Below are 17,104 nucleotides of genomic sequence, written 5' to 3'. Positions count from 1 at the left end.
CAACCGCCAATCGGACCACAAGGAGACACCGTGCTGAAGAATCTGGACCCGCTGCTGAACGCCGACATACTGCATGCATTGCGCGCGATGGGCCATGGCGACGAACTCGTCATCTGCGACGCCAATTTTCCCGGCGACTCGGTTGCGCGTGAGAGTGTCCTGGGCAAAGTGCTGCGCCTCGACGGCGTGAGCGCGCCGCGCGCGATTCGCGCGGTGCTGTCGGTGATGCCGCTGGATACGTTCATCGAGCATCCCGCGTCGCGCATGGAAGTGGTGGGCGAGCCGCACACGATTCCGGCCGTGCAGCGCGAGGCACAGGTCGAGGTCAACGCAGCGGAAGGACGCGATGTGCCGTTCGCGTCGATCGAGCGGTTTGCGTTTTATGAGCGGGCGCGCAAAGCGTATTGCGTGATCGCGACCGGTGAAGAGCGCGGCTATGGTTGCTTCGTCTTCACGAAGGGCGTTCTGCTCGCGCCGGACGCGCCTCAGTCGTAACTTTCGTCAGCGCCATCGCGGCGCAATGCCGTGCGCGCAACGTGCCGGCCCCCGCACGCGAATCTCGCGCACGTGCTAACTTTTCGTCTGACCGCCGTCGGCTGATCAGCCTGATCCGCCACGGCGCATCGCCTGACATCACGGTGACGAAAACCATGAGCTTCTCGATAGACAGTCTCGATCATCTCGTTCTGAACGTCGCCGACGTGGAAGTCAGCGCGGCGTGGTACGCACGTATGCTCGGCATGCGGCGCGCCGAGTTCGAGTCGCGCACGGGCACGCGGGTGGCGATGTTTTACGGCAATCAGAAGATCAATCTGCGTCCCGCGACCGCCGATACCGTCGCGTGGTTCACCGGCCGCGAGCCGGTGCCCGGCAGCGCCGATCTGTGTTTCGTCACGACCACGAGCCCGGCCGAGGTCAAGGCGCATTGGCTCGCCCAAGGCGTCGAAATCGAGGCCGGACCGGTGGAGCGCGACGGCGCGCGCGGCATGATGACCTCAGTGTATTGCCGCGATCCGGACGGCAATCTGATCGAAGTCGCAACGTATCCTCAAGCATAAACACGGCGGCGATTCCGCCGTCGGCATGCACCGCGGACGCTAACGAGCGGATCGCTCGGACACCTTTTCCCTTCCCGACATGCGGCGCGTCCCGCGCCGCTCATTCTGGTCCGAGCTAGGAAAAGGCGGCCAAACCGCCTATTGTCAGGTGCAAAGTCGGGAACTGCGGGCTGCCGGCGGGGTCTGCTGCTTATTCATTTACAGGAGCCCCTCATGTCGCGTCCCGTCGATTCCGGCGTTATCCTCATCGCTCGTATTGCCCTTGCCGTGCTGTTCCTGTGGGGCGGTGTGATGAAGCTGCTGGGCTATGCGGGGTTTGTCGGCTACCTGCATTCGAAGGGCGTGCCGTTCGTGCAGGTCGCCGCGCCGATTGCTACGGCGGTCGAGGCGCTCGGCGGTCTGCTGCTGATCGTCGGCTTCAAGGTGCGCCCGCTCGCGCTGATCCTGGCGGTGTACACGGTGGCGACGGCGGTGCTGGGCCACGATTTCTGGAATGTCACCGACGCCGCCTTGCAACGCGACATGGTCATCCATTTCTGGAAGAACATCGGCATTGCCGGCGGTTTCCTACTGTTGTTCGTGACGGGCGCGGGGCGTCTCAGCATCGACGGTGCGCGAGCGCCGCGTGGCGGACTCGGGCTTTGACACGGCAGTTGAGGTAGTCTGTGCGGGTCGCTTTCGATTCTGGCTGTAACCAAGGGAGCAAATAATGATTCAAAGTTTTGAGCAAACCATTGGCGGCAAAGTTACGCAGTTGTGCGCGAGTCTTGGTGAAGGGCCCACGCCGCATCGGGTGATCATCAGCCTGGCTGATTCGGCGAAGACACTGGTGGTTCTGGATGCGTCCGGGTTCATCAGCACGATCAAGGCCGAGATCGAGGAGCCGGAAAAACTGATCGCCGACGCCATCGCCAAAGCGCGAGACGAAGGGCTGATCGAGCGCGCAATCGACACCGGCACGATCCAGGAAGCGTCGCTATAAGCCACGCAGTACAGGGTTGTAGCGCGCTACAGCCGGACTGCAGGTAATCACCCCCGCCATGCGCAAGCATCGCGGGGGTCGATTTTTTGTGCGCGCGATATCGGGAGGCGCCGCACTCAGCGCGATTCGCTGGCCCGTTCGCGACATGCAGGGCGACGCGCGGAGTCCGACGACTGCGGTTGCGGATGCACGAAGCAGCTCAGCACGCCGCCGATCGCCAGCAAGCCGACCGAGACGGCCGTCGATGCCCGCATGCCCGAGACGATCTGCGTGGCGGCCGCGCCGCTCGCCAACGCGCCGAAGGCCGCCACGCCGACCGCGCCCCCTGCCTGCCGGGCGGTATTCAACACGGCGGACGCCGTACCGGCACGTGCCGCATCCGTCGAGGCGAGCACGGCCGTGGTCATCGCCGGGACCGCGAGGCCCATGCCGGACGGAATCAGCAGGAACGGCAGCAGCAGACCGATGAGCGGCGTGCCGGCGTCGACGAAATGCAGCAGGCCATAGCCGAGCCCGGCCGTGATCGCGCCCGCGATCATCGGCATGCGCACGCCGAAGCGGCCGACCACCCAGCCGCTCGCCACGTTCGACAGCAGAAAGCCGCCCGTCAGCGGCAGGAAGGCAAGGCCCGCCTGCAACGGCGTATAGCCGCGCACGCGCTGCAAATACAGGCTCAGCACGAACACCATGCCGTAGTAGGTCAGATTCACGCAGATGCCGAACAGCACCGCCACGCTGAACGAGCGCTTGCTGAAGAGCGAGAGCGGCAGCATCGGCGCCGCGACGCGCGATTCCACCACGATAAAGGCGCCCGCTGCGATGAGCGCCAGCACGAAGCCGCCGGCCACGAGCGGGTGACCGAGCCCCAGCGGCCGCCATTCGATCACAGCGGCGACGAACGCGGTCAGCGCGACGATGGCCAGACACTGGCCACTCAGATCGATGCCGCGCGGCTTCGTGTCGGAACGAGCGGCTGCCGCCGCTTGCGGGCCTTGACGCGTCGTGGCCTCGGGCCGTGGCACCCAAAGCAGGGTGGCCAGAAAGCCGGCGGCGCAAATCGGCAGATTGACGAGAAAGATGCTGCGCCAGCCGAACGCCGCGATCAGCAGGCCGCCGGCCACCGGCCCCGCCGCGATCGCAATCGCGCCCGCCGCGGTCCACAGTCCGACTGCGCGAGCCCGCAGTTTGGGATCGTGTCCGTACGACTGATTGAGCAGCGCCAGCGAGTTCGGCAGCATGGCGGCGGCGCCGATGCCTTGCACTGCGCGCGCGGCGACCAGCATGGTCGCGTCGAGCGCGAGGCCGCAGGCGAGCGACGCAAGCGCGAACAGCACGATGCCGGCCGCGTACAGGCGTCGCGCGCCGAAGCGGTCGCCGAGCGCGCCGGCGGACAGCATCAGCACGGCGAACGCGAGCGTGTAGGCGTCGACGACCCATTGCAGGCCCGCGACATTCGCATGCAGATCCGCGCCGATTTTCGGCAACGCGATGTTGACGATGGTCACGTCGAGTTGCGTGACGACGAAGCCGACACTGACCGTCGCAAGAACACGGCCGAGTGCCGACGAGTGGGGGGAATTTGGGGAGTTCATTCGATACATCGTAGGCCCGATGCAGCGCACCATGTTTCGGGGCGGCGTGAAGTGTGGATGTCACGCGCAAGCGCAGGGCGTCGAGCCCGATGATGCAAACAAAAACGGCGCACCGTTTGCGGTGCGCCGTCGTTGCAAAGCACAAGCAGCCGATCAGCGCTTGTGCGGCGCGTCCTTGATGAACAGCGTGGTCAGCGCGCCGAGAATGCAGATCGCGCCGACGTACATCGGCGCGGCCATCGGGTTCGACTTCATCATCAGCGACACCGCGATCGGTGTAAGGCCGCCGAACACGGCGTACGCCACGTTGTACGAGAACGAGATGCCCGAGAAGCGCACCACTGGCGGGAACGCCTTGACCATCACGAACGGAATCGCGCCAATCACGCCGACGAACAGGCCCGCCAGCGCGTACAGCGGCACCAGCGCCGAGCTGTCGGCGGCGAGTTGCTGAAACATCACGTAGTACGTCACCGCCAGCGCCAGGCCGCCGATGAAAATCGTGCGCCCCGCGCCGATGCGCCCGGCAATCGAGCCCGCCATCACGCAACCGATCGTCAGGCACAGCGTCGCCACGCAGTTCGCCAGCAGCGCGGTGGCCGGCGCGATATGGAACTGCTTTTGCAGCAGCGTGGGCGTCATCAGAATCACCACGACGATCGCGGCCGAGAGCATCCACGTGAGCAGCATCGAGACGATCACGGCGCGGCCGTGGTCGCGCAGCACGGCCTTGAGCGGCACTTCAGCGGCGATTGCCTTGCGCTGCTTGAGTTCGGCGAACACCGGCGTCTCATGCAGCCAGCGGCGCAGGTAGACCGAGAACATGCCGAATACGCCGCCCACCAGGAACGGAATGCGCCACGCGTATGCGGAGATTTCCGCCGGCGCGAAGTTGCGGTTCACCGCCGAGGCAATCAGCGAGCCGAGCAGGATGCCTGCCGTGAGGCCGGCCGTCAGCGTGCCGCACGCATAGCCGATGTGGCGCTGCGGCACGTGCTCCGAGACGAACACCCAGGCGCCCGGCACTTCGCCGCCGACCGCCGCGCCTTGCATCACGCGAAACAGCAGCAGCAGGACCGGCGCCAGCACGCCGATGCTGGCGTAGGTGGGCAGCAGGCCCATCATCAACGTCGGCACCGACATGAGCAGCACGCTCAGCGTGAACATGCGCTTGCGGCCGAACAGGTCGCCGAAATGCGCCATGATGATGCCGCCGAGCGGCCGCGCCAGATAGCCCGCGGCGAAGATGCCGAAGGTTTGCACCTGGCGCAGCCAGTCGGGCATCGCCGCCGGGAAAAATAGCTGGCCGATCGCCGGCGCGAAAAATACGAAGATGATGAAGTCGTAGAACTCCAGCGCCCCGCCGAGGGCGGCGAGGCCGAGCGTCTTGTAATCGCTGCGCCCAAGAGGGCGTGGGGTGACAGCCTGCGCTCCACCCAGATTTGTCGCTTGCATTGCTTGTGTCTTGTCTTGAATTGGGAGCCACACGTAGCGCGTGGAAATACGGCGGTCGTCGGGCGAGAAGTGTGGCAAGCGCTGGGTAGAGCACGGGACACCGGCGCGCCGGCCCGGGTAGGGCAAGCGCGATGACGATTGAGGCCAGGCGGGGATTTTACAGGATGAAAGCGGAACGTTTCGGGAAGTGCTTAATTAGATTGAGAAAAGTTCCCGGGAATGTGCCTTTTCGCAAGCGAGCGCGACGACGGTGTTATTGGGACTTTTCCCTGGCGAATGTAGGAATGCAGAGCGGCTTTGTCCGAGCGGATTGATTCATATGTAAATTAGGATTGCTCCTATGGGATGGAACGGGCCCGCCTCTGAGAATCGCGTCCGAGCTATCAGTTAAGAGGCATCTCATGCGTATTGCCGTTCTTCAACGTGACCTGGTCATGCGTCAGTCGATCGAAAAGGTCCTGACGGCCACCGGGCATTCCTGCACGACCTTTGACGACGGCCTGAGCATGTCGAGAACGCTCGCGCGTTCCACCGTGGATCTGCTGGTGCTCGACTGGCACGGCCTGCGTCTGTCCGGCGCCGATGTTTTGCGCGCGGCGCGCGCGGTGGGCGGCGACCGTCTGCCGGTCATGTTCGCATCGGTGGACACGGCGGAGGAAAACGTCGTGCGCGCGTTCGTCGCTGGCGCGGACGACTACGTCGCATTGCCGCTGCGCGCAGCCGAGTTTCGCGAGCGGGTCGCGGCGCTACTGCGGCGGGCGTACCCGGACCGGTTCAGTTCCGCGAGCTTCGATGTCGGTCCGTACCACTTCAACACGCACAGCCAACTCGTCACGCTGCGCGGCCAGCCGGTCCAGTTGTCCGGCACGCAGTACCGGCTGGCGTCGCTGTTTTTCTCAAATATTGGCCGCGTGCTGTCGCGCGATCACATCTTCGCGATGGTGTGGGGCCGCGAGTTCCGCGAATTCACCCGCACGATCGACAGTCACGTTTCGCGGCTGCGCCTTCTGCTCGAAATCGAGCCGCAAAACGAATTTCGGCTGCAGCCGGTTTATAAAAGCGGCTACCGGCTGCTGCATCTGCGTCGGGCGGTTGCCGCCGATATCGATGCGGATATCGATGTCGAGAAGAAAGCGGCCTGAAGTCAACCAGCCGCGTCAGATCAAATCTGCGGCAGCGCGGGGCGTGTTTCGAGCGCCTTGCGAATCAATGCTTCGACCGCCTTGCGTTCGTCGCCGGCCAGCGGCAGACGGGGCGGGCGCACCGGCTCCGTGCCCAGTCCGACGATCGCTTCGGCGAGCTTGATGTTCTGCACCAGCTTCGCCGATACGTCGAGCGCAAGCAGCGGCGCAAACCAGCGGTAGATCGCCCGCGCTTCCTCGAGGCGTCCCGCCTTCAGCAACTTGTAGATCACCACCGTCTCACGCGGAAACGCGCACACGAGACCGGCCACCCAGCCATGCGCGCCCATCAGGATCGCCTCCATCGCGAGATTGTCGACGCCGCAGAGAATCGCGAAACGGTCGCCGACCGCGTTGATCAGGTCGGTCACGCGCCGCACGTCGCCGCATGATTCCTTGATCGCGACAATCTTTTTCTCGTCGGCGATTTCCGCGAACATGTCGGGCGTCATGTCGACGCCGTAGGCGAGCGGATTGTTGTAGATCATCAGCGGCAGCGCGCTCGCGTCGGCGACGCTGCGGAAATGGTGCAGCGTCTCGCGGCGGTCCGACAGGTAACGCAGCCCCGGCAGCACCATGTAACCGGCCGCGCCATGACGGCTGCCCGCTTCGGCCTGACGGCAGGCGTCGAGCGTGCTGTTTTCGGCGATCGTCAACAGGACCGGAACGCGGCCGCGCGAGGCTTCGACGGCGACGTCGAGCACTTGCAGCTTTTCATCCAGCGAGAGCGTCGACGCTTCGCCCAGCGATCCGCACACGATGATGCCATCCACACCCGCGTCGATCTGCGCCTCGATATTCTTGCCGGTCCACGCACGTTCTATGCTGAAATCCGCGTTGAATTTGGTGGTGACTGCGGGCAATACGCCTTCCCAGATATGCGCCACGACTGCTCTCCTGAGTGTGATGAGTTCAAGCGCAGTGTAAGCAGGGAAAATCCCGCCGTCTTGCGTGAATCACGCGTGGCGGATGACGATTTCAGCACAGTCGCTTTGCCCGTAGTATCGCCGGAACAAGGCGGATGGCCTATTTCAGGATAAAGGGCGAGGCGCGTCTAGAGCGCGTGACCGGCACGACGGCATGTGCTCGGGGTCATGCCCGTCGTGCGTCCAGCGCAGGTACACGGGCCGCGGTCTGGGCGGCGGCGTGAGGTCGCCCGGCATCGCGAAGCTATGCCGAAATCGTCACAATCCACGCGCAAGCACACCAAGACTCGACCGGCTGCGGTTTCTACCATGAGCGTCATGAAAACCTTGGACATCATCGACTCGCACACCGGCGGTGAACCGACCCGCCTCGTGGTGTCGGGCGGCCCGGATCTCGGCGGCGGCACACTGGCGCAACGGCTCGACGTGTTCCGCATTCAGTTCGACGACTGGCGCGCGGGCATCGTCACCGAACCGCGCGGCTCGGACGTGGTGGTGGGCGCGCTGCTCTGCGAGCCGGACGACCCGACGTGCGCGGCCGGCGTGATCTTTTTCAACAACGTCGGCTATCTCGGCATGTGCGGGCACGGCACGATCGGCCTCGTCGTTTCGCTGGCGCACCTGGGACGGATCGGGCCGGGGCGTCATCGGATCGAGACGCCGGTCGGCATTGTCGAAGCGACGCTCAACGACGACGGCAGTGTCGCCGTGCGCAACGTGCCGGCGTATCGCTATCGCGAATCCGTGCGGGTGGACGTGCCGGGCCACGGCGTGTTGACTGGCGATATCGGCTGGGGTGGCAACTGGTTCTTTCTCGTCGCTGACCATGCGCGCGCCCTGGAGGCGGCGCGGATCGGCGAATTGACGGCGTTCAGCGGGGCGATTCGCGACGCGCTGATCGCGCAGCGCATCACCGGCGCGGATGGCGCGTTGATCGACCACATCGAGTTATTCGGACCCGGTTCGCGCGATGGCGTCGACAGCCGCAACTTCGTGCTCTGTCCCGGCAGTGCGTACGACCGCTCGCCGTGCGGCACCGGCACGAGCGCCAAGGTGGCCTGCCTCGCGGCCGACGGCAAACTGGCTGAAGGCGCGGTATGGCGGCAGGAGAGCATTATCGGCAGCGTGTTCGAGGCGAGCTATCGCCATGCCGGCGATGGCGTTCACGTGATTCCTACCATCACCGGTCACGCGTACGTCACGGCAGAGGCGCGCCTGTGCTTCGACGAGCGCGATCCCTTCGCCTGGGGCATCCGCACGGCATGACGGCGGACGCGCTGATCGTCGGGGCGGGGATTGTCGGCGCGGCATGCGCGGCGGAACTGGCGGCACTCGGCATGCGCGTCGAGGTGCTCGACGCGCAGGGCATCGGTGGCGGCGCGACGGCGGCGGGTATGGGTCACATCGTCGTGATGAACGACTCGCCGGCGGAATTCGCGCTGGGCCGCTATTCACGAGACTTGTGGCTGGATCTCGCGCCGCAACTGCGTCCGCGCGACGCGTTCGCGCGCTGCGGCACGCTCTGGGTCGCCGCCGACGATGAGGAGTGGCAGGCCGCCCGTTCAATGCATGCCGCGTTCGAGGCTCAGGGCGTTGCCGCGCAATTGCTCGACGCGCCTGCGTTGCGGGCTTGCGAGCCGGCGCTGGCGGCGTCGATGGCGGGCGGTTTGCGGATCGAGCACGACAGCATCGTGTATGCGCCCACCGTCGCTGAATGGCTGCTGACGCGGTCGCCGGGCGCCGCGAATATCCGTGTGCGACTGGGCGCGACGGTGACGTCGGTTGAAGCGAGTGGTGTGACGCTTGCTGACGGCGAGCGTGTTGGCGCGGGGCAAGTCATCGTGGCCAATGGGTTGGGTGCGCAGCAATTGGTGCCGTCGCTGCCCTTGCAGCCGAAGAAAGGCCATCTGCTGATCACGGACCGCTATCCCGGACTGATCCGGCATCAACTGCTCGAGCTCGGGTACATCAAGAGCGCGCATCACGCGGTCGGCACCTCGGTGGCGTTCAACGCGCAACCGCGGCCCACGGGACAATTGCTGATCGGCTCGTCGCGCCAGTTCGACACCACAGATCCCACCGTCGAGATGCCTGTGCTCGCGCAGATGCTCCAACGTGCCGCGCATTATCTGCCGCTGCTGCCGACGCTCAACGGCATTCGCGCGTGGACCGGGTTTCGCGCGGCCTCGCCGGACGGCCTGCCGCTGATCGGTCCGGCCGGCGAATTTGCTCCCGGCGTATGGCTTGTCACCGGTCATGAGGGTTTGGGCGTGACGACATCGCTTGCCACCGCGAAGCTGCTTGCCGCGCAGATTGTAGGGACCCTCGCGCCGATTCCTGTCGAGCCTTATTTGCCGGTTCGTTTTGTTGAGAAGGTGATTGATGAGTAGCGCGAGCGCCACGACACGCGTCAGCTTGACGATCGACGGCCACCGTATCGATGTCGAAGCCGGCACAACCGTGGCCGCGGTGCTCGTCCTGGCTGGCGTTCACGGCACGCGCCTATCGGTGAGCGGCCAGCCTCGCGCCGCGCTGTGCGGCATGGGCGTGTGTCAGGAGTGTCGCGTGACGATCGACGGCCGGGCGCATGCGCTGGCGTGTCAGACTCTGTGCCGCGAAGGCCAGAACGTTCGTACCCAGGACGGGGCGGGCACGCGATGAGACAGCACTTCGACATTGTCATCGTCGGCGCCGGTCCCGCTGGTTTGAACGCCGCGTCCGCCGCCGCGCGCGCGGGCGCCTCGGTTGCGCTGCTCGACGACAATCCACGCGCGGGCGGCCAGATCTGGCGTCAAAGTCCGGGCCACGCGCCGCAGGCGCCGTTGCATAACCTCCTCACTGCGATCAGCGGGCACAGCACCATCACGCACTGGCCGTCGACTCGCGTGATCGCGCCGCTGGGTCCACGCGGCTTGCTGTTCGAATCGGCGGAGCACGGCGACGTCTGCGTCACCTATGAGCGCCTGATTCTTGCTACCGGCGCACGTGAGCGGCTTCTGCCGTTCGCCGGCTGGACCTTGCTCGGCGTGACCGGCGCGGGCGCGCTGCAGGCGCTCATCAAAGGCGGCATGCCGGTGGGTGGCGAGCGGATCGTGATTGCCGGCAGCGGGCCTTTGCTGATCGCGGCGCTCGCCACTGCGCGCGCGGCGGGGGCAAAGGTGGTGGCCGTGGTGGAGCAAGCTTCGGCGTTCGACGTCGCGCGTTTCGGCATCTCGCTACTGGCCGCGCCGGCCAAGTTGCGGCAAGCCGTCGGCATGACGCGCGGGTTCGCGGGCCTGCATTACTGGACCGGCAGCATCGTGGAAGAGGCGCAGGGCGACGGCCGAGTCGAGCGTGTCACCATCCGGCGCGGCCGCGACAGCAAACGCGTCACGCTCGATTGCGACCGCATCGCCTGCGGCTATGGACTCGTGCCGAACATCACGCTGGCTCAGGCGCTCGGTTGCGCGATCAGTGAAGCGGGCGAGATCGTCGTCGACCACGAGCAGCGGACGTCTGTCGAGGGCGTATTCGCGGCGGGCGAGTGCACCGGCGTCGGCGGCGCTGAACTGGCCAACGTGGAGGGACAGTTTGCCGGCCTGCTGGCAAGCGGTGGCGCCGCCGCGGACCATGCGGCCCTCGACGCGCAGCGCGCGCGCTGGCGCCGATTCGGCCGCCGCGTCGAAACCGCCTTCGCCCTGCGGGACGCCGCGCGCGCACCGCCGCCCGATGCCACGCTGCTGTGCCGCTGCGAGGACGTGAGCATCGGCGAGGTGCGCGCCTTTGCCGACTGGCGCGAAGCCAAGCTCCACACCCGCTGCGGCATGGGCGCCTGCCAGGGACGGATCTGCGGGACGGCGGCGAACCTGTACTTCGGCTGGCAGTCCGGCGCGCCGCGCCCGCCCTTCAGTCCAGCGCAAATCGGCACGTTGATGGCGGCGGTCGCGGAGCCGCCCCAGCTTGAATGACCTGTTCGCCGACAAGCCAGCGGATATTGTCGGCGGCGGCGCGGCCCTATAATCGACCGCACGGACCAGGCAGCTGGCACGAGGCTGCAAGCCCCGAGCGTCGGTCGTCAGGCGGCAACCGTCACCCGGCAACAGAGCAACCGTAACAACCCAACGCCGAAAAAACCGAACGCTCGCCCGACCGCCCCCATCAACGCACGGACCAACGGAACCCGCACGATGAACACGCTGGCTCATCCGCTCGAACCGGACGACGCAACGCTGTCCGGCATGCTGTCGCACTTCAGGCTGCTCGAGCCGGTGTTCGACGCGATGCCGGACGTCGTGTTCTTCGTCAAGGACGCCGAGGCGCGTTACGCGCTGGTCAATCGCACGCTAGCGTCGCGTTGCGGCTTCAAAGAAAAGTCCGCGCTGCTCGGCCGGACCGCCGAGGACGTGTTCCCGCGCCGCTTCGGACGCATCTACACGGCGCAGGACAAGGCGATCATCAACGTCGGCAATCAGATGATCGATCAGTTGGAACTGCATCTGTATCCCGGCCGCCAGCCGGGCTGGTGTCTGACCTGCAAGCAGCCGCTGCGCGATCCCGCCGGCAAGGTGGTCGGCCTCGCCGGCATTTCCCGCGATCTGAAAGCGGACGAAAGCAGTCACCCGGCCTACAGCCGTCTCGCCGCGGTCGTTCAGTCCATCCAGGAAAATTACGTTCAGCCGTTGAATCTGAAGCAGCTTGCGGCCATGGCGGATATGTCCGTCGCCCAACTGGAGCGCTACTTTCACAAAGTGTTTCATCTGACGCCGCGTCAGGTGCTGCTGAAAACCCGGCTGGACGCCGCCACGGCGCTGCTGGTTTCGCACGACAAGGTCACCGACGTCGCCGCGCTGTGCGGCTACACCGACCACAGCGCGTTCACGCGGCAATTCAAGGCGACAGTCGGCGTGACGCCGACCGAATACCGGATGCTGCTGCACGGTACTTCGCGGAGTTGAACCGCTGCACATGGCTCGTCGCAAGCATCACTACTACGTCTACGTCGTCGCGCTGGACGACAAGGTCTGGAACGAGGCGCGTTTTCGCCGCGCGAATCCGGACTACCGGTTCGACAAGCCTTGCGTGTATGTGGGAATGACGGGACTGGACCCGGATCTGCGCTTCGACCGGCATAAGGCCGGCATTCAGGCCAATCGCTATGTGCGCGATTACGGCTTGCGGCTCGTGCCCGAACTGTACGAGGTATTCAATCCCATGCCTTACCGCGGCGCACAGGACATGGAAGTGGAATTGGCGATTGGACTACGTGAAGCGGGGTACGGCGTGTGGCAGGCGTGAGCCGTGTGATGCGGCGTGGCGTTCGTCAAAGGATCCGGCCGGCGCTCGGCTGTTAAAAAAGGGCCCGAGACCTGTACGTGCGCGCCTTCGAACGCAATTGGACAGCGCGCGTTACTTCACACCGAGGCCGCGCAGCACGGCGTTGCCTTCAGGCGTCAAACGGATATGCGAAGCGCCGGCGTCGCCGGAAATCGTTTCGATCAGGCCGGCTTCGTGAAGCTGCGGAATCTCGGGTTTCGCGGACGCGTCGATCGGCGCGTGCAGCAACAGCAGCAACGTCGCCAGCTCGTGGTGGCTCAGCAGGCGGCGCAGGATGGTAGGCCGCTTGGCCGGCGCCGGTGCGTCGTTCGTGTTGTGATCGGGCTGGTTCATGGTTCGCACCTTGTGCGGAATAGTGTCGGGTGGATGATGCGGACGAAGTCTTAAACGATTCTTAAGACACCATTGTCCTGTAACACCGTGACACGATGATTGCACCGAACCATGTTACCGATTGTCACACTTACGCCCGCAAACCCTTACGGGGCGCAGGTTTTGCCCGCCGACTCGATCCACAGGTTGTTCACGTGGCGCTTGCCCGCATAGAAACGGTAAGTCGTCGCGCCGTTGTCGCTACGCACCTTGACGATATTCGAGTCGCCGAAGTCGAGCATCTGGCCTTGCGGGATCGCCGTGGATTTGAACGCGGCGTCGTGGCTCGCGGCCAATTGCGTGAGGCACGCGACCACGTCGTTGACGGAGCGCTGCGTGTTGGTGTCCGTGACGGGCTCGCCGGCATCCGGATTCTTCTGGAAGTACGCGCAAGCGCTGAGGAGCAGGGGAACTGACAGGACTACGGCAAACTTCTTCATATCTCTCCTGGCGTTACATTCGGCTGACGATACGTGCGACGCCCGCACGTGCCACAGCCGCGCGGCATCGACCGCGAATCAGGCGACATTATATCGGTGCGGCGCGGCTACCCCCGCCGATGCCGCACACGCCGTGCCCGCCTGGCCGGAATCGCCGGACCCGAATTCGCCTGCGTGACGCGTTGGACGCCTATTTGCGCCGCTGAGCCTGCGCGGCGAGCCGCACGGCAGCATTGGCCGCGCCATAGCCGTCGTAACCGCCGCGCCGCTCGACGATCTCCATGAAGAACCGCTGGTCGAGCTGCTCCGTGTAAGCGTGGAAAAACTCGCCGCCGCGCTCATCGCGGTCGTAGAGGATGTTATTGGCGCGCAATGCGTCGAGCGTGTCGTCCGGCAGCGCGTAGCGCGCGGCCAGATCCTCGTAGTAATTGCGCGGGATGCGCAGCACCGGCAAGCCGTCGGCGACGAACTCGGGAATCGCGCTGAAAATGTCGCTGGTGCTGAAGGCGACGTGGTTCAGACCAGAGCCGTGATAGGTATGCAGCGCCTCGGCCACCGCCGTGTGATGGTCCACGGAGGCATTCAGCACGATGCGCACCGAGCCGTCGTGGCTGCGCAGCGCGCGGCTGCGCACGAGGCCGTACGGATCGGGCACCAGCACGCCGGGCTCGGCCTGGAAGCCCAAGGCGGTCCGCAGAAACAGCACCCACGTGTCCAGCGAATTCGCCGGCACCGACAGGCACACATGGTCGATGCGGCTGAGCGGCCCCACTTCGGTCGGACCGTTGATGTCGGTGAGGACGAAATCGGCCTCGAACAAGGTGGGCTGATCCGGCGTTTCGTCGACGAAATAGTTCAGGCTGCTGTCCGGCGCCTGCACGGCGGGCAGCACACGCTCGTTCGGGCCGATTTGCCCGGAAAACGGCGCGTAGCCGAAGCCGGCGGCGCGCTCGAACGCCTGATTGGCGTCGTCCACGCGAAACGCCGACGCGCACAGCGACAAGCCATGCTGCTGGAAAAACGCGTTGGCGAACGAATCCGGCTCCGCGTTCAGCACGATCGAAGCCGCGCCGTGCTGATACAGCGTGACTTCTTTCGACCGATGGCGGCCCGCCTCGCGAAAGCGCAGTTTGCCGAGCCAGTCGACGAGTTGCGCGCGCGTGGTGTGGTCCACCGCGAACTCGAGAAACTGATAGCCGACGTGCGCGGGCGCCGCCGGCGAGCGGTAGAGGTCACCGACCGGCTGCTGCGTGCTTTCGAGCAGCGCGCGAGTCTGTTCCTCGAGGAACAGCAGCGAGCGATGCCCGTCCGCGGCTGTGATGGTGGTGGGGGCGGCGCGAAAGCCGTCGTTGAAAATTTCCAGCGAAAGCGGCCCGCTGTAGCCCGTTTTCACGACCTGCGCCGTGAAATTAGCCAGATCGAAATCGCCTTGGCCCGGGAAGCAGCGATAGTGGCGGCTCCATTCGAGCACGTCCATGGCGAGCTTCGGCGCATCGGCGATCTGCACGAAGGCGATGCGATCGCCCGGAATGTCGGCGATCGCGTCCACCGTGTCGTCGAGCGACAGCGTGTGAAAGCTGTCGAGCACGAGCCCGAGATTGGGATGATTCACGGCGTTCACGAGCTTCCACGCGTGCCGGTAGGTCTTCACGTGCTTGCCCCACGCGAGCGCTTCATAGCCCGCGATAACGCCGGCCGCCTCAGCCGCGCGGGCCAGCGCGCCGAGCTGGTCGGTCATCAGCGCATCGTCGCCGATGGTGTCGGGCGAAACGTTGCTGCACACCAGAATGCGGTCTGTGCCCAGTTCATGCATGACGTCGAACTTACGCTTCGCGCGGTCGAGATTGCGCTCGAGGCGCTCCGGGCTGACACCGTCGAAATCGCGGAATGGCTGAAACAGCATGATTTTCAGCCCGAGATCTTCGGCGATGCGCCGCACGTCGGCGGGCGAGCCGTCGAAATACAGCAAATCGTTCTCGAAGATCTCGACGCCTTCGAAGCCCGCCGCCTGGATCGCGGTCAGCTTCTCGACGAGGGTTCCGCTGATCGACACGGTGGCAATCGAACGTTGCATGGACGGCTCCTGCTAAAACAATCAAACGGCTGTTGAATAGGGCGCGCAACGGCCGGGGCGCGCGACCGCTCGCAGATCCCGCTGGCTGGCATGCTGCAATGCGGAAAATGGACCAGTTCGTTACACGCATCGGCAAGAGGCAGGCCACAATCACCCACTGTAACCGAAGTTATCGATAGTTTATACAAACTAACTAGATGGTACAAATTCGTAGAAACCCCGAATGACGGCGGCGCTCAATGCGCGCACACTTCGCTCACGTTGCAAAACCACGGCGCTTGCCGTGGCTGGCTTCTTGCCTTACTTAGCAGGAGTGGTTGTCATGAGTTTTGCGTCAGTACTGGTCCTCAACGGACCGAACCTCAATCTGCTCGGCACGCGCGAGCCGACCATCTATGGCTCGGAAACGCTCGACGACGTCGCGAAGCTTTGCCGCGATGCGGGAGAGCGCCTGAATCTCGCGATCGACTTCTGCCAGTCGAATGCCGAACATCAACTGATCGACTGGCTGCACGCGGCGCGTACCAAGGTCGACGGCATCGTGATCAATCCGGCGGCCTACACGCATACGTCGGTGGCCATCGCCGACGCGCTTTCGGCAATCGAAAAGCCGGTCATCGAAGTGCATATTTCAAACGTGCATCGCCGCGAGGCGTTCCGGCATCACTCGTACGTGTCGGCCGTGGCGGACGCGATCATCATCGGTTGCGGCACGCAGGGCTATGTGTTGGCTTTGGAGCGGATGGCGACCATTCTTAAGGATAGGGCGGCGAAATGAACTCACAAGCGAACGTACAAACGAACGTACAAACGAACTCACAGGCAACACCTCATTCCTATCTGGTCGGCCTGATCGGCGCGGGCATCAGCGGATCGCTGACGCCCGCGATGCACGAGGAAGAGGGCAGCAAGCTCGGTCTGCACTATGTGTACCGGCGTATCGATCTGGAAGCGCTGAAACTCGACGTCGCCTCGCTGCCCGATCTGCTGATGGCCGCCGAACGCATGGGCTACAACGGTCTGAACATCACGTACCCGTGCAAGCAGGCCGTCATTCCTCTGCTCGACGAACTGTCCGACGACGCGCGCGCACTCGGCGCGGTCAACACGGTGCTGTTCAAGGACGGCAAACGCATCGGTCACAACACGGATTGGTCAGGTTTCGCGCGTGCATTCCAGCGCGGTTTGCCGGACGTGTCGCTGGAGCGCGTCGTGCAGCTTGGCGCGGGCGGCGCCGGCGCGGCGGTCGCGCACGCGGCGCTCAATATGGGCGCGAAATCGCTCACGCTATTCGATGTGGACGCCACGCGCGCCGCGTCGCTCGCCGAGGAATTGCAGAAGCGCTTTCCGGCCGCCACCGTCAGCGCCGGAAGTTCGCTTGCCGAATCGCTCGCGGCCGCCAATGGCCTGATTCACGCGACGCCCACCGGCATGGCGAAATTGCCCGGCTTGCCGTTGCCGGTCGAATTGCTGCACCGCGATCTGTGGGTCTCGGACATCGTCTACTTCCCGATCCGCACCGCGCTTTTGCAGGCGGCGGAAGCGCTCGGCTGCCGCACGCTGAGCGGCGGCGGCATGGCGGTGTATCAGGCGGTCGACGCCATGCGCATTTTCACCGGTCTCGAACCGGACGCGGAACGGGTCTACACCCATTTTCAGTCGTTGTTGCAACGCTAACCGGTAGCGCGCCAACCGGTAACAACCCGATCGA

At 65.0% G+C, this 17,104-nt stretch carries 19 protein-coding genes; 13 read left to right on the top strand and 6 right to left on the bottom strand.

What is annotated here, in order from left to right:
* Positions 1-30 precede the first annotated feature (30 nt).
* The 4 genes from P0D73_RS00500 (at position 31) to P0D73_RS00485 (ending at position 2,040) form a co-directional block, all read left to right on the top strand.
* Positions 31-495, top strand: coding sequence for an RbsD/FucU family protein (locus P0D73_RS00500; protein WP_408218032.1), 465 nt, complete (start codon positions 31-33; stop codon positions 493-495).
* Between the two features lie 155 nt (positions 496-650).
* Complete coding sequence (locus tag P0D73_RS00495; RefSeq protein WP_408429007.1) at positions 651-1,058, top strand: VOC family protein; 408 nt, start codon at positions 651-653, stop codon at positions 1,056-1,058.
* Between the two features lie 213 nt (positions 1,059-1,271).
* The gene (locus tag P0D73_RS00490; protein ID WP_408429005.1) at positions 1,272-1,703 is read left to right on the top strand and encodes a DoxX family protein; all 432 of its coding nucleotides are present in this window, start codon (positions 1,272-1,274) and stop codon (positions 1,701-1,703) included.
* A gap of 64 nt (positions 1,704-1,767) precedes the next feature.
* The gene (locus P0D73_RS00485; protein ID WP_132377688.1) at positions 1,768-2,040 is read left to right on the top strand and encodes a hypothetical protein; all 273 of its coding nucleotides are present in this window, start codon (positions 1,768-1,770) and stop codon (positions 2,038-2,040) included.
* A 116-nt stretch (positions 2,041-2,156) separates the two neighbouring features.
* On the opposite strand, the gene P0D73_RS00480 is transcribed toward P0D73_RS00485, so the two are convergent.
* Both P0D73_RS00480 and P0D73_RS00475 read right to left on the bottom strand, forming a co-directional pair.
* Complete coding sequence (locus P0D73_RS00480; protein ID WP_408429002.1) at positions 2,157-3,641, bottom strand: MFS transporter; 1,485 nt, start codon at positions 3,639-3,641, stop codon at positions 2,157-2,159.
* Positions 3,642-3,785: 144 nt separating this feature from the next.
* Positions 3,786-5,087, bottom strand: coding sequence for an MFS transporter (locus P0D73_RS00475; protein WP_408428999.1), 1,302 nt, complete (start codon positions 5,085-5,087; stop codon positions 3,786-3,788).
* 401 nt (positions 5,088-5,488) lie between these two features.
* On the opposite strand from P0D73_RS00475, the gene P0D73_RS00470 reads away from it, so the two are divergent.
* Positions 5,489-6,229: a response regulator transcription factor gene (locus P0D73_RS00470; protein ID WP_408428996.1), complete on the top strand. Its 741-nt coding sequence runs from the start codon at positions 5,489-5,491 to the stop codon at positions 6,227-6,229.
* A gap of 20 nt (positions 6,230-6,249) precedes the next feature.
* Here P0D73_RS00470 and P0D73_RS00465 read toward each other — a convergent pair whose 3' ends face one another.
* Complete coding sequence (locus tag P0D73_RS00465) at positions 6,250-7,155, bottom strand: dihydrodipicolinate synthase family protein (protein ID WP_408428994.1); 906 nt, start codon at positions 7,153-7,155, stop codon at positions 6,250-6,252.
* Positions 7,156-7,503: 348 nt separating this feature from the next.
* Here P0D73_RS00465 and P0D73_RS00460 point away from each other — a divergent pair, with 348 nt between their 5' ends.
* The 6 genes from P0D73_RS00460 to P0D73_RS00435 all read left to right on the top strand — a co-directional run bounded on the left by P0D73_RS00460 (position 7,504) and on the right by P0D73_RS00435 (position 12,468).
* Positions 7,504-8,460, top strand: a complete 957-nt coding sequence (locus P0D73_RS00460) for a 4-hydroxyproline epimerase (protein WP_408428991.1) — start codon at positions 7,504-7,506, stop codon at positions 8,458-8,460.
* Positions 8,457-9,584, top strand: coding sequence for an NAD(P)/FAD-dependent oxidoreductase (locus P0D73_RS00455; RefSeq protein ID WP_408428988.1), 1,128 nt, complete (start codon positions 8,457-8,459; stop codon positions 9,582-9,584). The genes P0D73_RS00460 and P0D73_RS00455 overlap by 4 nt, the downstream gene beginning before the upstream one ends.
* Positions 9,577-9,855, top strand: coding sequence for a (2Fe-2S)-binding protein (locus tag P0D73_RS00450; RefSeq protein WP_408281346.1), 279 nt, complete (start codon positions 9,577-9,579; stop codon positions 9,853-9,855). Before P0D73_RS00455 ends, P0D73_RS00450 begins: the two co-directional genes overlap by 8 nt.
* Positions 9,852-11,141 (top strand): FAD-dependent oxidoreductase, encoded by a 1,290-nt coding sequence (locus P0D73_RS00445; protein WP_408428985.1) that lies wholly within the window; start codon positions 9,852-9,854, stop codon positions 11,139-11,141. The genes P0D73_RS00450 and P0D73_RS00445 overlap by 4 nt, the downstream gene beginning before the upstream one ends.
* A gap of 219 nt (positions 11,142-11,360) precedes the next feature.
* On the top strand, positions 11,361-12,128 hold the full coding sequence (locus P0D73_RS00440) for an AraC family transcriptional regulator (protein WP_132377679.1): 768 nt from the start codon (positions 11,361-11,363) through the stop codon (positions 12,126-12,128).
* 10 nt (positions 12,129-12,138) lie between these two features.
* Positions 12,139-12,468: a hypothetical protein gene (locus tag P0D73_RS00435; protein WP_007177862.1), complete on the top strand. Its 330-nt coding sequence runs from the start codon at positions 12,139-12,141 to the stop codon at positions 12,466-12,468.
* A gap of 111 nt (positions 12,469-12,579) precedes the next feature.
* Here the strand turns inward: P0D73_RS00435 and P0D73_RS00430 are convergent, their stop codons facing one another.
* The 3 genes from P0D73_RS00430 to P0D73_RS00420 all read right to left on the bottom strand — a co-directional run bounded on the left by P0D73_RS00430 (position 12,580) and on the right by P0D73_RS00420 (position 15,393).
* Entirely contained in the window at positions 12,580-12,840 is a 261-nt protein-coding gene (locus P0D73_RS00430) for a hypothetical protein (RefSeq protein WP_132377678.1), read from the bottom strand.
* A 146-nt stretch (positions 12,841-12,986) separates the two neighbouring features.
* Positions 12,987-13,319 (bottom strand): hypothetical protein, encoded by a 333-nt coding sequence (locus tag P0D73_RS00425; RefSeq protein WP_408174909.1) that lies wholly within the window; start codon positions 13,317-13,319, stop codon positions 12,987-12,989.
* 190 nt (positions 13,320-13,509) lie between these two features.
* A complete protein-coding gene (locus tag P0D73_RS00420; RefSeq protein WP_408428981.1) occupies positions 13,510-15,393 on the bottom strand; it encodes a bifunctional sugar phosphate isomerase/epimerase/4-hydroxyphenylpyruvate dioxygenase family protein in 1,884 nt (627 codons plus the stop codon).
* 322 nt (positions 15,394-15,715) lie between these two features.
* Here P0D73_RS00420 and aroQ point away from each other — a divergent pair, with 322 nt between their 5' ends.
* Positions 15,716-16,171: a type II 3-dehydroquinate dehydratase gene (gene aroQ / locus P0D73_RS00415; RefSeq protein WP_342960393.1), complete on the top strand. Its 456-nt coding sequence runs from the start codon at positions 15,716-15,718 to the stop codon at positions 16,169-16,171.
* Positions 16,168-17,070 (top strand): shikimate dehydrogenase, encoded by a 903-nt coding sequence (locus tag P0D73_RS00410; RefSeq protein ID WP_408428979.1) that lies wholly within the window; start codon positions 16,168-16,170, stop codon positions 17,068-17,070. Before aroQ ends, P0D73_RS00410 begins: the two co-directional genes overlap by 4 nt.
* The last annotated feature ends 34 nt before the right edge of the window (positions 17,071-17,104 follow it).

This window comes from Paraburkholderia sp. RL18-101-BIB-B (assembly GCF_046026985.1).
Lineage (GTDB): Bacteria > Pseudomonadota > Gammaproteobacteria > Burkholderiales > Burkholderiaceae > Paraburkholderia.
The sequence above is the reverse complement of the archived record's forward strand: the minus strand, read 5'-3'. Positions and strand labels throughout refer to the sequence as shown.